Consider the following 14,575-nt stretch of genomic DNA (forward strand, 5'->3'; position numbering starts at 1 on the left):
GATGGCAGAAAAATGGCTTGTTGGTATTGATTTAGGCGGCACAACGACGAAAATGGCGTTTGTAACGACAGATGGAGATATTGTACATAAATGGGAAATTGATACCGATCTTTCGAATCAAGGAAAAAACATTGTCAAACATATTTCCCGGTCGCTACAAGAAACATTGCATCATTTAGGGGAAAACAAAGACCGGCTTTTAGCGATTGGCATCGGCGCGCCGGGACCTGTCCATATGGAAACGGGAATGCTTTATGAAGCAGTGAACTTAGGCTGGAAAAATTATCCGTTGAAAGAAGAGTTAGAGCGGGAAACGTCACTTCCTGTCGCGGTAGATAATGATGCGAATATCGCCGCCCTTGGCGAAATGTGGAAGGGGGCGGGCAGTGGTGCACGTGATTTGATTTGCATTACGCTTGGTACTGGTGTCGGGGGCGGAGTGATTGCCAACGGCCAAATTGTGCATGGCGTCAACGGGGCCGGCGGCGAAATCGGTCATATGACGATGATTCCGAGCGGAGGGGGACCGTGCAATTGTGGAAAAAGCGGCTGTTTGGAAACAATCGCTTCGGCCACGGGAATTGTAAGGATCGCGAAAGAAAAATTAGCAGCATCGGATCGGCCGACGATGCTTCGCCCTGATGCCGTAACGGCGAAAGCGGTGTTTGATGCCGCGAAAGCAGAAGATGCATTGGCGCTCGAAATTGTTGAAGAAGTAACGTTTTATCTTGGCTTGGCGTTAGCGAATGCCGCCAATGTCTCCAATCCGAAGAAAATTGTCATTGGCGGCGGGGTTTCGAAGGCAGGGAGTATATTAGTAGAACGTATCACCACCTATTTTCGCCGCTTTGCGTTTCCGCGCGTTGCTGAAGGCGCAACGATTGTACTGGCGACGCTTGGCAATGATGCGGGAGTCATCGGCGGCGCATGGCTGGCTAAAACAACATTGCCGGTATAAAAGTGTGCCTATTAAAACGGTTCATCGAACGATCAACCCTTCGATGAACCGTTTTTTATTTTTCATTTTCCGCCGTCCCGTCTCATATGTTGAAGGTAGAATAGGAGGAAGGAGAGACGGCGTTTGAATATATATGCTTCCTTGGGCGATACGCTGACCATGTACAGCGAATGGTTTTCTGTTCCTTGCGAGTTATTGGCGGACGCAAACCCGCATATTAAAAACGGACATTTGAAGCAGGGAGAGGTTATTTGCATTCCGGGATATGATACGGTCCAATCATGGGAAGAGCTGGCGGGCTTTTTTTCCGTACACGAAATGGCATTACAACGCATGAAAGGCACGAGGGAAATCACAAGCGGGGCGGTGCAACTGCCCAAACGGATTGTTTCCCGCGTGGTTCAGGGGCAAAAAGCGTACGATTTTTCCACGCTGCAGCAGGATATCAAGACACTTTGCCGCTATTATCCGTTTGTACGAACAAGAACGATTGGATATAGCGTGCTCGGCTTGCCATTAATCGAGCTGCAGATTGGCCGCGGGCCGATCCGCATCCATTTTAATGGATCCTTTCATGCCAACGAATGGATTACGACCGCGGTGATTATGACGTTTTTAAACGACTATTTGCTGGCGGTGACAAACGAGCAAACGCTGCGCGGCCATCGAATGCTAGACTATTATAACAAGGTGACGCTTTCCGTTGTGCCGATGGTCAATCCCGATGGAGTCAATCTTGTTTTGCACGGTCCGCCGGAACAAGAGCCGTATCGGAGCGAAGTGATCCGTATGAACGGAGGGTCTTATGATTTTTCACAGTGGAAGGCAAACATCCGCGGCATTGATTTAAATAATCAATTTCCGGCCAAATGGGAGGTGGAGCAGGCCCGCAAAGTTCCAAAAGCGCCGGCACCCCGCGATTTTCCAGGGTTCGCGCCGCTCACAGAACCGGAAACAAAAGCGATGGCCGCGTTAACCGAGGAAAGTGATTTTGCCATGATTTTAGCTTTTCACACACAAGGAAAAGAAATATATTGGGGGTACGAAGGACTAGAACCGCCGGAAGCGGAAAAAACCGTGAATGAATTTGCCAAAGCAAGCGGCTATCAAGCCATACGGTATATTGATAGCCATGCCGGATATCGCGACTGGTTTATTCAAACATGGAAACGAAGAGGATACACGGTGGAACTAGGAGAAGGAGTAAACCCGCTGCCAATTGAACAATTTACCGAGATTTATGAAGATAGTCTCGGCATTTTCCTGGCGGCGTTGTACATGGCGTAAAGGAAAAAAATAAAAACGCAAGAGGCTTTGGGAAGGCCTCTTGCGTTTTAATGCGTGCCTGTTGGAAAACCATGATGCAATACGGTCATAACCGTAAACCAGCCGAATACGGCGAAGGCACCAAGTCCGAAAAGAAATGCAAGTATATTTTTCTCGCGCAAGGAGCGCACAATTCCGTAAAGCGCCAACAGCGCTACTAATGCAAAAATAATGACTGTTCCCATTGTCTTACCCCCTTGTAAAATAATCGGTATGGTGAAATTATGTAAGAAACCGACCAACTCTTTTTCATTGTAATCTTTTTTTATTTATTTGTCGAGGTCAAAAATGTGAATCATCATACGATATGCATCAGCAATTTTTTTAAGGCGGTTCCATGATGTTTGGTTATTATGCTTTTTAGGACAGGAAAAGAGACGGAAGTGTTCGTGTATTTATCATCATTGTGCCCTATTTTCTTCTATTTATTCTGTTCTTGCCTAGAATGGTTTTGCAGAAATAAGCGAAATGACAAACTTGGTCATGTTGCGATAAAATAAGTAGTAATTAGTGGATATAGCGGTTTGGAACATACGTCTAGGAGATAGTGACGTTTTTGCCGGCATATGAGAAACAAACTTGGTTTATAGTGCCAACAATGGAGGAGGAATAATCAATGAAGTGGGAGCGCATTCCGGTCGGACCGATTCAGGCCAACGCCTACATCCTATCCCATACGGATGGCACTTGTGTCATCTTCGATCCGGGCGCGGAGGGAGATAGAATTGTTCAGCATATTGAAAAACAGCAGCTCACTCCGCTGGCGATTTTATTGACCCATGCTCATTTCGACCATATCGGCGGCATCCATGAAGTGAGAGCACGATGGGAACTGCCTATTTATATCCATGAGAAAGAAAAAGAGTGGTTAACCGATCCTGCTTTAAACGGATCGGCGTATTTCGGCGGCCAAGTCATCGTCCGCCATGAGCCGACGTGCATAATAGGAGAACAAACGTTGCAAATCGGAGCGTTTGCCTTTGATTTGTTGGAAACACCAGGCCATTCGCCGGGCAGCATTTCTTACTATTGTAAAGAGGTTGAAGCGGTGTTTTCCGGAGATGTACTTTTTGCCGGCAGCATTGGACGCACTGATTTGCCAGGTGGAAACTATGAACAGCTATTGCGCAGCATTCATGATAAGCTGCTTACATTGCCGGAGGAAACAGTCGTATTATCCGGACATGGACGTGAAACGACAATCGGTGCAGAAATGGATGCAAATCCGTTTTTGCATGGATTTTAAAAGGAATGAATGCAAAAAAGCAAACGTGCCGGCCTCGGTTGGCAAATGACACGTTTGCTTTTTTGCAAACAAAAAACCCTTCTTCGATCAAGAAGGGTTTTTGGGGGATGTTCTATCCATATAATGGGAGGGGATATAGTTAAGCTACTACTATAACAATATAACAGTATTTTTACTATGTCAATAGTAAAAAGCAAAAAACAGGAAAGGAAATAGATATGGCAAAGGCGGTTTATGAAGCGATCCAATCGTCGCCGCTTAGGCGCATCTCGTATGCCGACTATATGAGGTTGGCTTTATATAACGAACAGTTTGGCTATTATATGAGCGAAAGAACGAAAATTGGAAAAGATGGAGACTTTTTTACGAACAGCTATGTTTCCGACGTATTTGGCAAGCTGTTTGCTTCCTTTTTTCTCCGGTTAGTAGAAAAAGGCGGTGTGTTGCCGCATATTTGCGAGTTCGGAGGCGGGGACGGCAAATTTGCGCGCGCGGTGTTAGAGGAATGGAAGCGAAAAAGTCCGCACACATACAAGCAACTATCTTATATTATTGTCGAAACAAGTCCTTACCAGCGGGCACAGCAGATGCAAACGCTTGGCGATGCTGCAGAAAAAGTGATACAGTATAAAGATATAAAGGAACTAAAGCAGCATATACCTTCGTTTACGGGAATCGTCTTTAGCAACGAATTTTTTGATGCTTTTCCGGTGCACGTCATCACAAAGGAAAATGGAAAAATATATGAATGTTTTGTCACCGCGAACGATGGCAAGCTGATCGAGGAAAAATACCCGTTAGATAATGAAGATATTTTTCAATATTTACATGAGCGGCAGCTTTATTTAGCGGACGGACAGCGTTTAGAAGTACCGCTTGAGATGAAACAGTTTCTTTTGCAAACCGCTTCGTTTTTTCAGAATTGTGTAATGATAACGATTGATTACGGCTATACTGACGAGGAGTTACGATGGCCAGCAAGGCAGCAGGGAAGCTTGCGCGGATATTATCGCCACCATCTCATCACCGATCCGCTTATGTATCCTGGAGAGATGGATATAACAGCGCATGTTCAGTGGGACGCGCTGCGAATGTACGGGGAGCAGGCGGGATGGGAGGATGTTGCGCTCGTCAGGCAGGACCGCTTTTTGCTTGCGGCTGGAATATTGGAGTATTTAGTGGCACACGACGATGTAAATCCGTTTTCCTCTAAAAACAGACAAAACCGGGCGCTTCGCTCTTTGATCATGGACGAGGGAATGAGCAGCGCCTTTCATGTGATGATCCAACAAAAAGGTATGCAGCTTTGCTGGGATGATATATGGGCGCAGCGAGAGTTTTTGCTTTTTTCCTAATGGAAGGCAAAGAAAATGAGCAGGAGAAACAGCCTCCTGCTCGTTTTTCATTCTCCCATTCCTGGGACCATCATAAATGTTGTCCAATACGTAAAGGCGGCGAAGAAAATGGTTAAGTATGCCCCGAAAATATAAATGTACATTCTTTCCGTTAATTTTAAATAACCAACTAAGAGGAAAAATACGGTTTGACCAAAGAAAATGAGCGATGTTGTGTGCATATGCCCAAGATAAAACATGACTGCGAAAATTCCCGTCCAAAACGCTAAGACGCGGAACATACGATCCATTATGTATCCCTCCTTTTTATGTGCAAGTCCCCACCTTTACTTATTATAATGTACAATAATAGCGAATGTAAATAACGCTTTCCATATCTATCCCCATATTGTGCCGTTGTGTTGTCGCAACGGCAAGACGCAGGCTTGCCTCCGGCAGTCAAAAAGCATTATGATTCTCCGTAAAAGGTGAAACCTCAAGCTCCATTTGTGAAACATAAAAGCGCTTTTCTGCCAATGCTGACAGAAAAGCGGTGCCTTTGTTTTATTGTGCCAAACTTGCCCGGTACGAGCAATAATCGCAGCCGTTTGTCATGCTTTCCACTTCTACTAGTTCTGTGTTTGGGAAAAGCACTTCAAACATTCCTTGCAAAAAGGCGCGGTGCATTTGGCAAACGGTTTCCGGCGTCTGAAAGGCGATTTCTTTAAACGGACAGTTAAAAATTTGCAAATATATTTTTCCTTCTTCTTCGTTATATTCAAACGTCGGGTAAAATCCTGCCGTTTCTGCTGCTTCTTTCACGATGGCTGCTTTTTCGGCAAACGTTAACTGCTGTGGGGATTGATCATGTGGGATGCGCTGGGCGACAAGTTCTTTGCCAAAGCTTTTTCCTGTTTCGTAAAGCGCCTGTTTGCCCACATCACCAAGCTTCATCATCGCTTGGATCGCGATTTTGGCAAGGAGCTGATAATCACGAAACGGAAAATGCAGCTGAATGACTTCATCCGATAGACGGTAAAGGCGGCTTGGCCGTCCACCTTTTCCAGTTTTTTGCGTTTCGGAAACAATCATACGGACATCTTCCAGCTTTGTTAAATGAAGACGGGCGACATTCGGGTGGATGTTAAATGCATCGGCAATTTCTTGAACAGATACTTCCTTATGTTTTTTGGTGATATACTCGTAAATATGATAGCGTGTCGGATCCGCCAATACGTTTGTAATTTTTAATGTTTGTTCCATAATGGTTCCTCCTAAATAATAATTCCTATGACCATTATAATAAATTGGTTTTCGGCAAGGAATGATATTTATCACTGTCAACATAAATATCGTAAAAAGTTCATAAAATGTTCATAAAATTTTTTTATTTTTAATGCAGGAAATAGGAGAAAGCAAGTCGAAATATACAATTAGTTTGATGAAAGGGGGAATGGTATGAACGAATGAATGAGATCGAATTTTTGGCGGACTGTCTTCTCATGGAAGCGGGGTTGTTTCGCGTCTCGGATATTCATATCGTTCCGCGGAAGAACGATGCGGTAGTACGTTTTCGCTTAGATGGAATGCTGATGGAAAAAGCAGCGCTGACAAAAGAAACATGTGAGCGGCTGATTACCCACTTTAAATTTTTAGCAGGCATGGATATTGGCGAACGCCGCCGGCCGCAAAGCGGAGCAATGGAGATAAACCAGCGAGGGGAAATCATTTATTTGCGTCTTTCCACATTGCCGACACTCTACGACGAAAGCCTCGTCATCCGGCTTCTTCCACAAAGTTTTTTCCTGCCGCAGTCACAAATTTCTCTGTTTGCCCACTCCACTAACATATTACTTTCCCTGTTTCAACAACCGCAAGGATTAATCATTTTCACCGGGCCGACCGGATCAGGAAAAACGACAACTTTATATACGCTGCTGCGGATTTGCCAAGAAAGGTGGCATCGCAATGTCATCACTTTGGAAGATCCGGTCGAAAAGCGGATTGACAATTTACTGCAAGTGCAGATTAACGAAAAAGCGGGAATTACGTATGCCGCTGGCTTAAAGGCTGCTTTGCGCCATGACCCGGACGTCATTATGGTCGGCGAAATCCGCGATGCCGAAACGGCAAAAATTGCGGTGCGCTCGGCCATGACAGGGCATTTGATTGTCTCGACGATGCATACGAACAACGCGGTTGGCGCGATTTACCGTTTGCGCGAATTCGGCATCCCGCTCGCTGATGTTGAACAAACATTGCTCGCAGTAGCAGCACAGCGGCTTGTCGATTTACTCTGTCCGTTTTGCGGCGAACATTGCTTGCCCGTTTGCCGCCAATATCGAAAAGTGCGCCGCGTCGCTGTGCATGAACTGCTGTATGGAAATGCACTGTCGGATGCTATTCAATCCGTGCAAACAGGAAACCAACTATGCCGCTACTATACGTTGGAAAATATCATTCGCAAAGGAGTGGCGCTTGGGTTTTTGCCGGCGCACACTCTCGCGGTCGTTAAGGGAGGGGAAAAATGAAGAAACGAAAATGGCCGCTACATCAGCAAGGAACGTTTTTAGTGCGGCTAGGAAGCCTGTTAGAAAGAGGGTATTCGCTGTCACAAGCACTCGAATTTTTAGAAATTCAAGAGCCGCTTTCCCGACGCCATCATTTGCAGCAATGCCTTTCCCGACTTCGTTCGGGACTACCTTTTTACCAATCTGTTGCTTCGCTTTCTTTTCATCACGAAGCAATCGGCTATTTGTTTTTCGCAGAGCAGCGCGGGGATTTACCGCGCGGCATTATCGAAGCGGGAAAAATGCTAATGCAGAAAGCGGAATATATGCAAAAGCTACGCAAAACGAGCAGCTACCCGCTAATGTTGCTGTTTTTTATGGTATTGATGTTGGCTGCCGTTGGGCATCTGCTGCTGCCGCGGTTTGCTCAAGTTTCTTCCACTCTATCCTCTTCGCCATCTTTGGCATCCACCGTTTTTATGCACATCGTTTCTATTGTCCCTAATATGTTTGCTGTTGTTTTTGTTTTATGTATCGTTTGTTTTCTTTTTTATATCGGCTCGTTTCGAAAATGGACGGTGACCACCAAGATCAACGTTGTGATGAAAATCCCGCTTCTTCGATCTTTTGTCAAGCTTTATGTCACCCATCTGCTTGCGCTGCAGCTCGGCCATTTACTACAGGGAGGAATGTCGATATATGAGGCGCTCCAAGTTTTTGAACGACAAGAATCGCTGCCGTTTTTACAGGCGGAAGGAAGAAGGATCAAAGACGAGCTGGCGAAAGGACTTCCGCTAGATAGCACTATCGCTGCTTGCAACTATTACGAACAAGAGCTGGCGCTCGTGATCCGTCATGGCCAGTCTAATGGGGAATTGGGCAAAGAGTTAAATCATTATAGCGAAATATTGTTTCAGACGTTCGAGGAGCGACTTGAAGCGTTATTGAAATTCATTCAGCCGCTGCTTCTGTCTTCTGTCGGTTTGCTTGTCATTTGCATGTATTTGGCGATTTTGCTGCCGATGTTTTCTATGATGAATCATTTATAGGAGGGAAGGACAGTGAATGAAAAGGGTTTTACATTAATCGAAATGTTAATCGTATTAATGGTTATTTCTGTCTTATTGCTAATTGTCATTCCAAATATAACAAAACATAACGGGATGATTAACACCAAGGGATGTGCGGCGTTTGTCAATACCGTCCAAGCACAAGTCAAAGCGTATGAGATGGAGAATAACAAAATTCCTACTGTACAGGACCTGATCGATGAAAAGTATATTAAGTCTGATAAATGTCCGAACGGCCATTCCATTCAAATTAATAGCAACGGGGAAGTAAGCGAAAGTGGAACGTGATCGCGGATTTACCTTTACCGAAATGCTTCTCGTTTTATCCGCCATCACCGTGTTGATGGCGGTTTCTCTCCCTTCTTTAAGCAACTTGGCGCGGCAGAAAACAGAAACGTATATCATTACACAGTTGCGTGATGATTTATTGTACGCCCAGCAATATGCGATGACCTATAAAACGCGGGTGGCCGTGACATTTTCGGAAAGCCGCCCCGAATATCGGATGACAGAAATGAAAAACGGGAAAACGCTTTTCATCCGCACGCTTCCGAATCCATGGAAGTTCCAGCTGACGACGCTGACGATGCCGCTTCTCTTTTTGGAAAACGGAAATGTGAATAAAGCGGGAGCGCTTGTATTAAAAAGAAAAGACAGCGCCTATAAAATTATATTTTTGCTCGGAAAAGGGAGGTTTTATGTGCAAAAAATGTAGCGGATTTACGTTAGTGGAAGCGGTGTTTGCCCTCGCGCTGCTGCTTGTTGTAACAACAGCATTGCTGCCGTTGTTTACGCAAATCGCAATCGAACGGCAAAATATAGCGCTAAAAGCAAAGGCGCAGCAATTGTTGTCTGTCGCCCTTCATGAAGAAGATATGAAGCCGGAAGCAACGGTAGCAGATGGAAGGACGACGTTTGTCCTTCGTTCGTACTATGAAGAAAATGATATGTGGAAAGTATGTGTGAGTTGGAACGATTTCGCCGGACGCAGTTTAGAAAGGTGTGGATATGGGAAGCGATGAACAATGCCGTAAAAGGCTTTACGTTTTTAGAAATGCTTGTCGTCTTGTCTGTCGTTTTACTAGTTACCTCGCTGCTGCCGCTGTTTTTTGATGCGCGTTTATTCACCTATGACAATGTGAACGGATTTCACCGTACGGAGTGGCAGATTTTCCTGCAGCAACTCGAAAAGGAGCTGAACGAATCAAAACGATGGGAAAACAGCGGGACGGCGTTATATTTAGAAAAGTTTACCGGGGAGCAAGTCAGTTTTGATTTATACCAATCGACGATCCGCCGGCAAGTAAACGGCACCGGTAATGAAACGGCATTGCAGTATGTTAAGAGTGTTGCCTATACCACGACAAATAACGGAATTTTTCTTCATGTCACGGCAACGGACGGAAAAACGTATGAGGCGTTTCTTTCCCGACTTTTTTAGCAAGGTGGCGGTGCGCATGCGCAAGCAAAGCGGTGTCATTTTTCCGCTCACAGTCGTGGTCTCGTTTTTCCTTCTTCTTATGCTTGGTCACGTTCTCGCGCTGTATGAGGTGGAAATGGAAACGATGAAGTACGAGCAACAATCTTTTGAAGTGGAGTCCATTATGCAGATGGCTGTTTTTGACGTCAAAAAACAGATGGCGTCTTCCCCTTTACAGCAAGAAAAGGAAGGGACATTTTTGTATCCGATTGGAAAAGCGGATTATCAGTGGAAGAAGATAGATGAAACCACAATCCAAGCGACGATTTCCGCCTATTCCAGCGGCGGCATCCGCTATAGCGCCACTTTTCTCGTATCGTTTCCGTCACTCGATATTATCGAGTGGACGGAGAATGACGTGCCATGATTAAAAAATGACAGCAATGGAAAGGATAATAAAAAAGGGGGTGGCATTGATGGCGGCAAACGATTATGTAAAGTTTGTCACCCAGCAATTGGTCGCTTATATGGATTTGCCGAAGGAAGAGCGAAAAAAGAGACGAATGCAGCGAAAACAAGAAAAACCGCCGCTGGCTTATCGCTGGTTCGGAATGCTTCCCCTTTCCCTTCGCCTTTTGTTTCGGCGCCATTCTTAAAGGAGCGCTCTCAATAGAGAGGCGCTCCTTTTTATATAATGATCAAGAGCGGGGAAGCAAATAAAACATCCCGCCGTTAATAACGGAAACGATAATGCGTGGTTTGTACTGCTGTTCCAGCGCTTCTTTTTCGATATAATAACATTCCGGCTTCTCTTCTACTCCTTCATAAAAGTGGTCGAGAAGCGCCAAATCTTCCATCCATCGTTCTTTTGCTTTTTCCGCCCATGTATGATCGTCCGCGGCAATGCGGCTGCGAATATATTGCTCCAAACGACCGATTCCGCTTTTCGGTTTGATGAGCGGTGAAATCGTAAAACAGTAATCAGGAATTTTCGGTGTGAGCTTCCGTTTTTGCAGAAGCTCGTGAAATTGCTCGATAATCGTTCCGCTAATTAAGTGCAAGCCGAGCGATAAAATTTGGTCTTTTTTTCGATCGCATTGATAGGAAATTTTTACGTTTAAGCCAAGCCAAGGATGGAGCGGAAGGTGCGTGTGCTGGAGAGCATCGGGCTCTTCATAAAGGCGGATGAAGCTGCCGCGCTTTTGCGCGGAGCGGAAAATTTGGTGCAATCGCGGCGAGCCGAAATGCAGCCGTTCTCCTTGCAAAGATTTTGTTTTTTCCGTTTGTTTTGTAATCAGCGTCAGCTGCATCGGCTGCGGCGTGCCGCCGGTCCGTTCGATATAATGCCAATAAAACGGCCGGTTCATTAACTCTTTGTCCATTTCGATGGTCAGCTGCACCGTCATATATTCATCATTCGCTTCAAGAATCGCGCATTCATTGGCGCGGAAATACCGCTCGACAAAATGTCGGATTTCATGTTGCTGCATAATGCTCTCCTCCTTTGGCAAGCTGGTCCGCTAATTCAATCATGGCTGTGATGTTTTCCATTTTGATTTTCATTTCGCCTTCGCTTCTAGAGTGGATTAACGCATCTTGCAAATAACGCTCCAAGTTGGCAAAATTCATTTTCGCTAAAATGTCGTCGAGTTCGCCGATGACCCGTTCAAACAGGCGGATTTTTTCATATAAGAGCGTTAAAATATGCTCTTCGACCGTATTTTTAACCGCGAAATTATAAATATAGACGTCGTCTGTCTGGCCGAGGCGATGGACGCGGCCAATCCGCTGTTCAAGCCGCATCGGGTTCCAAGGCAGGTCATAGTTAATGACATGGCGGCAAAACTGCAAGTTGATTCCTTCCCCGCCCGCTTCGGTGGCGATAAAAACTTGGGCATGGTTCTTAAAGAGTTCTTTCATCCAATCTTTTTTTCCGCGTTTAAAGCCGCCGCGGAACGGGACGGAAGTGATGCCGTGCTGCTTTAAAAACCATTGCAAATACAGCTGGGTCGCCCGGTATTCGGTAAAAATAATGACTTTGTCATTAATGGAGCGAATCAGCTCGAGCGCTTTCTCCGCTTTCGAATTGGTGGTGACTGCATTAATTTTTTCCATCAGTTTATGGAACGAATCCGGGACATTGCCTTCATATTTGTCCATCATATTTTTGACGGTAAGAAACAGAGCTTCACGGCTGCTGCACGCCTCCCTTAGCATCGTGATAAGGGAAAATTGGCTGCCAAACAGCAATTCCCCGTCATGCTTTAATGCTTGCACCGCCTCATACATTTCGCGTTCTTCTTTTGTAAATTCGATAAGCACCGGCTCTACATGGCGCTTCGACCATTCGATGCCGGTATCGGCGCGGCGGTTGCGGATCATCACTTTATTGACTAGCGCTTTTAAATGTTCGTTGGTTTTTAGAGAGCGTGTTTTGCCGTACGTTTTCGCAAAATATTCGGCATTCCCTAAATGACCGGGCTTTAGCAAAGAAACGAGGTTGAAAATTTCCTCGATCCGGTTTTGAATCGGGGTGGCGGTCAGCAATAAACAAAACTTCTTTTTTAAATTTTGTACGAATTCATAGTTTTTAGTTTTATTATTTTTCAGCTTATGTGCCTCATCGATGATGACCATGTCATATTGCTGCTTGTAAATGATTTCGCGGTGCGGGCTTTTTTTAGCGGTATCGATCGAGGAAACGACGACATCGCATTGTTCCCATACATAGCTTTTTTTCTGCTGCACGGCGGGAATAAAGAACTTTTCATTCAGTTCTTTCACCCATTGCGACACGAGGGAGGCGGGAACGAGAATGAGCACCTTCTTTACTAGTCCGCGGATCATATATTCTTTTAAAATGAGTCCGGCTTCAATCGTTTTGCCAAGCCCGACCTCATCAGCAAGGATCGCTTTTCCGTTCATGTTCTCGACGACCTGCCTTGCGACTTCGAGCTGATGTGGAAGCGGTGTTAAGTGTGGCAAATGCTTTGGCGCCTGCAGGCCGTCAAATTCAGGCACGCTTAAATGCATTGCTGCCTCCAATGCAAGCTGGTACATTTCCCAGCTCGCCCATGGACCGTCTTTTTCAAGCCGCTCGATAAATTCTTCCTTCCACGACTCATCCATTTCGATGTCTAGCATCGCATTCATCTCCTTCCCTTGCTACGAATATTTATTTTTTTGTTACTGTAAACATTTCAGTAATTACTAACATTTATTATTTATTAATATTTAAAAGTTCGTTATTTTTCTATTGCCCTTCTCTGTTTGTTAATGGTAGTATAAAGTTAGAAAGTTAAAAGTTATTTTTCGATTTTTACCTTCATTAGTTTGCCCATTTTCTTGAAAATTATATATGCGGCGGATGAGAACAAGGGGAGAGACTACGTGATGTAGCGCCGAAGGAGCAAGCGAAAACGCGAATCTCTCAGGCAAAAAGACTCTTGTTTGACGCAGCTCTGGAGAGCGTTCACCACCCGTGAACCACCCAAGAGGAAACCTTACAATAGGGAAACTTTCAGGTACCAGGACAGAGCCCACCACTCATGATGATGAGGGGGGAGTCTGTCCTTTTTGCGTTGACGGAAAAACGAGGAGGGAACAAAATGTTAAAACGCACGCCGCTATTTCCTGTTTACGAGCGCTATGGCGCAAAAACGATCGATTTTGGCGGATGGGAACTTCCTGTCCAATTTTCGAGCATTAAAGAAGAGCATGAAGCAGTGCGCATGCGCGCAGGCCTATTCGATGTATCGCATATGGGCGAGTTTGTCGTCAAAGGGAGCGGGAGCCTTGCGTTTTTGCAAAAAATGATGACGAATGATGTTGCGAAATTAACAGATGGCCGTGCGCAATATACGCTGATGTGCTATGAAGACGGCGGCACCGTTGATGATTTATTAATTTATAAAAAAGCGGACGGGGAATATCTTCTTGTTGTCAATGCCGCAAATATAGAGAAAGATTTTGCTTGGTTGAATGAGCACGCATTTGGCGATGTGCAGCTGGAAAATGTTTCAGCGGAAATTGCCCAGCTTGCCCTACAGGGACCGCTTGCAGAACAAGTGCTGCAAAAATTAACCAATATTGATTTATCGACGCTCAAGTTTTTTACGTTTCAAGATAATGTTGATCTTCAAGGAGTAAAAGCGCTTGTTTCCCGTACCGGATATACGGGGGAGGACGGATTTGAAATTTATTGCTGTGCCGAAGATGCGATCGCCCTTTGGGAGGCGATTTTAGAAGCAGGAAAAGAAGAAGGCGTTATTCCGTGCGGGCTTGGCGCGCGCGATACGCTTCGTTTTGAAGCGGCATTGCCGCTTTACGGCCAAGAGCTGTCCAAAGATATTACGCCGATCGAAGCAGGGCTTGGATTTGCGGTGAAAACGAACAAAGAGATGGATTTTATTGGAAAAGATGTGCTGAAACAACAAAAAGAAGAGGGAACCGCACGAAAGCTAGTCGGTATCGAAATGATTGACAAAGGCATTCCTCGCCATGGCTATAAAGTGTTTGCCAATGGGGAAGAAATCGGCTTTATTACGACAGGAACGCAATCGCCGACGTTAAAGAAAAATATCGGCTTAGCGCTGCTGAAAGCGGAATTTGCCGGGCTTGGCAGCGAAGTAGAAGTGGAAATTCGCGGCAAACGCCTAAAAGCAAAAGTCATTGCGACGCCGTTTTATAAGCGGGCAAAGTAATAGAAAAG

Annotated in this window: 18 protein-coding genes and 1 riboswitch; of the genes, 13 read left to right on the forward strand and 5 right to left on the reverse strand. The window is 45.3% G+C overall.

Going from position 1 to position 14,575, the window contains the following annotated elements:
* The first annotated feature begins 1 nt into the window (after window position 1).
* Together AC1WMD_RS05740 and AC1WMD_RS05745 are read left to right on the forward strand one after the other, a co-directional pair.
* A complete protein-coding gene (locus AC1WMD_RS05740) occupies window positions 2-958 on the forward strand; it encodes an ROK family glucokinase (protein WP_494256254.1) in 957 nt (318 codons plus the stop codon).
* Between the two features lie 123 nt (window positions 959-1,081).
* Entirely contained in the window at window positions 1,082-2,245 is a 1,164-nt protein-coding gene (locus tag AC1WMD_RS05745; RefSeq protein ID WP_494256255.1) for a M14 family metallopeptidase, read from the forward strand.
* Between the two features lie 47 nt (window positions 2,246-2,292).
* On the opposite strand, the gene AC1WMD_RS05750 is transcribed toward AC1WMD_RS05745, so the two are convergent.
* On the reverse strand, window positions 2,293-2,469 hold the full coding sequence (locus tag AC1WMD_RS05750; protein ID WP_043905472.1) for a DUF2759 domain-containing protein: 177 nt from the start codon (window positions 2,467-2,469) through the stop codon (window positions 2,293-2,295).
* A gap of 431 nt (window positions 2,470-2,900) precedes the next feature.
* Between AC1WMD_RS05750 and AC1WMD_RS05755 the strand changes: the two genes are divergently transcribed.
* Both AC1WMD_RS05755 and AC1WMD_RS05760 read left to right on the forward strand, forming a co-directional pair.
* Window positions 2,901-3,530, forward strand: coding sequence for an MBL fold metallo-hydrolase (locus AC1WMD_RS05755; RefSeq protein ID WP_043905471.1), 630 nt, complete (start codon window positions 2,901-2,903; stop codon window positions 3,528-3,530).
* A 218-nt stretch (window positions 3,531-3,748) separates the two neighbouring features.
* On the forward strand, window positions 3,749-4,885 hold the full coding sequence (locus AC1WMD_RS05760; protein ID WP_494256256.1) for a class I SAM-dependent methyltransferase: 1,137 nt from the start codon (window positions 3,749-3,751) through the stop codon (window positions 4,883-4,885).
* Between the two features lie 47 nt (window positions 4,886-4,932).
* Here AC1WMD_RS05760 and AC1WMD_RS05765 read toward each other — a convergent pair whose 3' ends face one another.
* The gene (locus tag AC1WMD_RS05765) at window positions 4,933-5,175 is read right to left on the reverse strand and encodes a DUF2626 domain-containing protein (protein WP_043905469.1); all 243 of its coding nucleotides are present in this window, start codon (window positions 5,173-5,175) and stop codon (window positions 4,933-4,935) included.
* Between the two features lie 253 nt (window positions 5,176-5,428).
* The gene (locus AC1WMD_RS05770) at window positions 5,429-6,127 is read right to left on the reverse strand and encodes a helix-turn-helix transcriptional regulator (protein ID WP_043905468.1); all 699 of its coding nucleotides are present in this window, start codon (window positions 6,125-6,127) and stop codon (window positions 5,429-5,431) included.
* A gap of 203 nt (window positions 6,128-6,330) precedes the next feature.
* Here AC1WMD_RS05770 and comGA point away from each other — a divergent pair, with 203 nt between their 5' ends.
* The 8 genes from comGA to AC1WMD_RS05810 are packed head-to-tail and all read left to right on the forward strand — an operon-like array spanning window position 6,331 to window position 10,520.
* Window positions 6,331-7,395, forward strand: coding sequence for a competence type IV pilus ATPase ComGA (gene comGA / locus AC1WMD_RS05775; RefSeq protein ID WP_494256258.1), 1,065 nt, complete (start codon window positions 6,331-6,333; stop codon window positions 7,393-7,395).
* On the forward strand, window positions 7,392-8,423 hold the full coding sequence (gene comGB, locus AC1WMD_RS05780; protein WP_043905466.1) for a competence type IV pilus assembly protein ComGB: 1,032 nt from the start codon (window positions 7,392-7,394) through the stop codon (window positions 8,421-8,423). Before comGA ends, comGB begins: the two co-directional genes overlap by 4 nt.
* Window positions 8,424-8,435: 12 nt before the next feature.
* Window positions 8,436-8,732 (forward strand): competence type IV pilus major pilin ComGC, encoded by a 297-nt coding sequence (gene comGC, locus AC1WMD_RS05785; protein WP_088124189.1) that lies wholly within the window; start codon window positions 8,436-8,438, stop codon window positions 8,730-8,732.
* Window positions 8,722-9,159 carry a competence type IV pilus minor pilin ComGD gene (comGD, locus tag AC1WMD_RS05790; protein ID WP_088124188.1) on the forward strand — a complete coding sequence of 146 codons (438 nt, stop codon included), beginning with the start codon at window positions 8,722-8,724 and terminating at the stop codon, window positions 9,157-9,159. The genes comGC and comGD overlap by 11 nt, the downstream gene beginning before the upstream one ends.
* The gene (comGE, locus tag AC1WMD_RS05795) at window positions 9,143-9,466 is read left to right on the forward strand and encodes a competence type IV pilus minor pilin ComGE (RefSeq protein WP_043905465.1); all 324 of its coding nucleotides are present in this window, start codon (window positions 9,143-9,145) and stop codon (window positions 9,464-9,466) included. Before comGD ends, comGE begins: the two co-directional genes overlap by 17 nt.
* Complete coding sequence (gene comGF / locus AC1WMD_RS05800) at window positions 9,463-9,885, forward strand: competence type IV pilus minor pilin ComGF (RefSeq protein WP_494256260.1); 423 nt, start codon at window positions 9,463-9,465, stop codon at window positions 9,883-9,885. The genes comGE and comGF overlap by 4 nt, the downstream gene beginning before the upstream one ends.
* 16 nt (window positions 9,886-9,901) lie before the next feature.
* Window positions 9,902-10,291 carry a competence type IV pilus minor pilin ComGG gene (gene comGG, locus AC1WMD_RS05805; RefSeq protein WP_043905463.1) on the forward strand — a complete coding sequence of 130 codons (390 nt, stop codon included), beginning with the start codon at window positions 9,902-9,904 and terminating at the stop codon, window positions 10,289-10,291.
* A gap of 49 nt (window positions 10,292-10,340) precedes the next feature.
* A complete protein-coding gene (locus AC1WMD_RS05810; RefSeq protein ID WP_043905462.1) occupies window positions 10,341-10,520 on the forward strand; it encodes a YqzE family protein in 180 nt (59 codons plus the stop codon).
* Between the two features lie 42 nt (window positions 10,521-10,562).
* On the opposite strand, the gene AC1WMD_RS05815 is transcribed toward AC1WMD_RS05810, so the two are convergent.
* Window positions 10,563-11,354, reverse strand: a complete 792-nt coding sequence (locus tag AC1WMD_RS05815; RefSeq protein WP_043905461.1) for a YqhG family protein — start codon at window positions 11,352-11,354, stop codon at window positions 10,563-10,565.
* A complete protein-coding gene (locus AC1WMD_RS05820; RefSeq protein WP_409994221.1) occupies window positions 11,341-13,008 on the reverse strand; it encodes a DEAD/DEAH box helicase in 1,668 nt (555 codons plus the stop codon). Before AC1WMD_RS05820 ends, AC1WMD_RS05815 begins: the two co-directional genes overlap by 14 nt.
* A 223-nt stretch (window positions 13,009-13,231) precedes the next feature.
* A riboswitch (glycine riboswitch) is annotated at window positions 13,232-13,320 on the forward strand.
* Window positions 13,321-13,472: 152 nt separating this feature from the next.
* Between AC1WMD_RS05820 and gcvT the strand changes: the two genes are divergently transcribed.
* On the forward strand, window positions 13,473-14,567 hold the full coding sequence (gene gcvT, locus AC1WMD_RS05825) for a glycine cleavage system aminomethyltransferase GcvT (protein ID WP_043905459.1): 1,095 nt from the start codon (window positions 13,473-13,475) through the stop codon (window positions 14,565-14,567).
* Window positions 14,568-14,575 lie beyond the last annotated feature (8 nt).

This window comes from Parageobacillus sp. NEAU-HV-2, assembly GCF_059115485.1.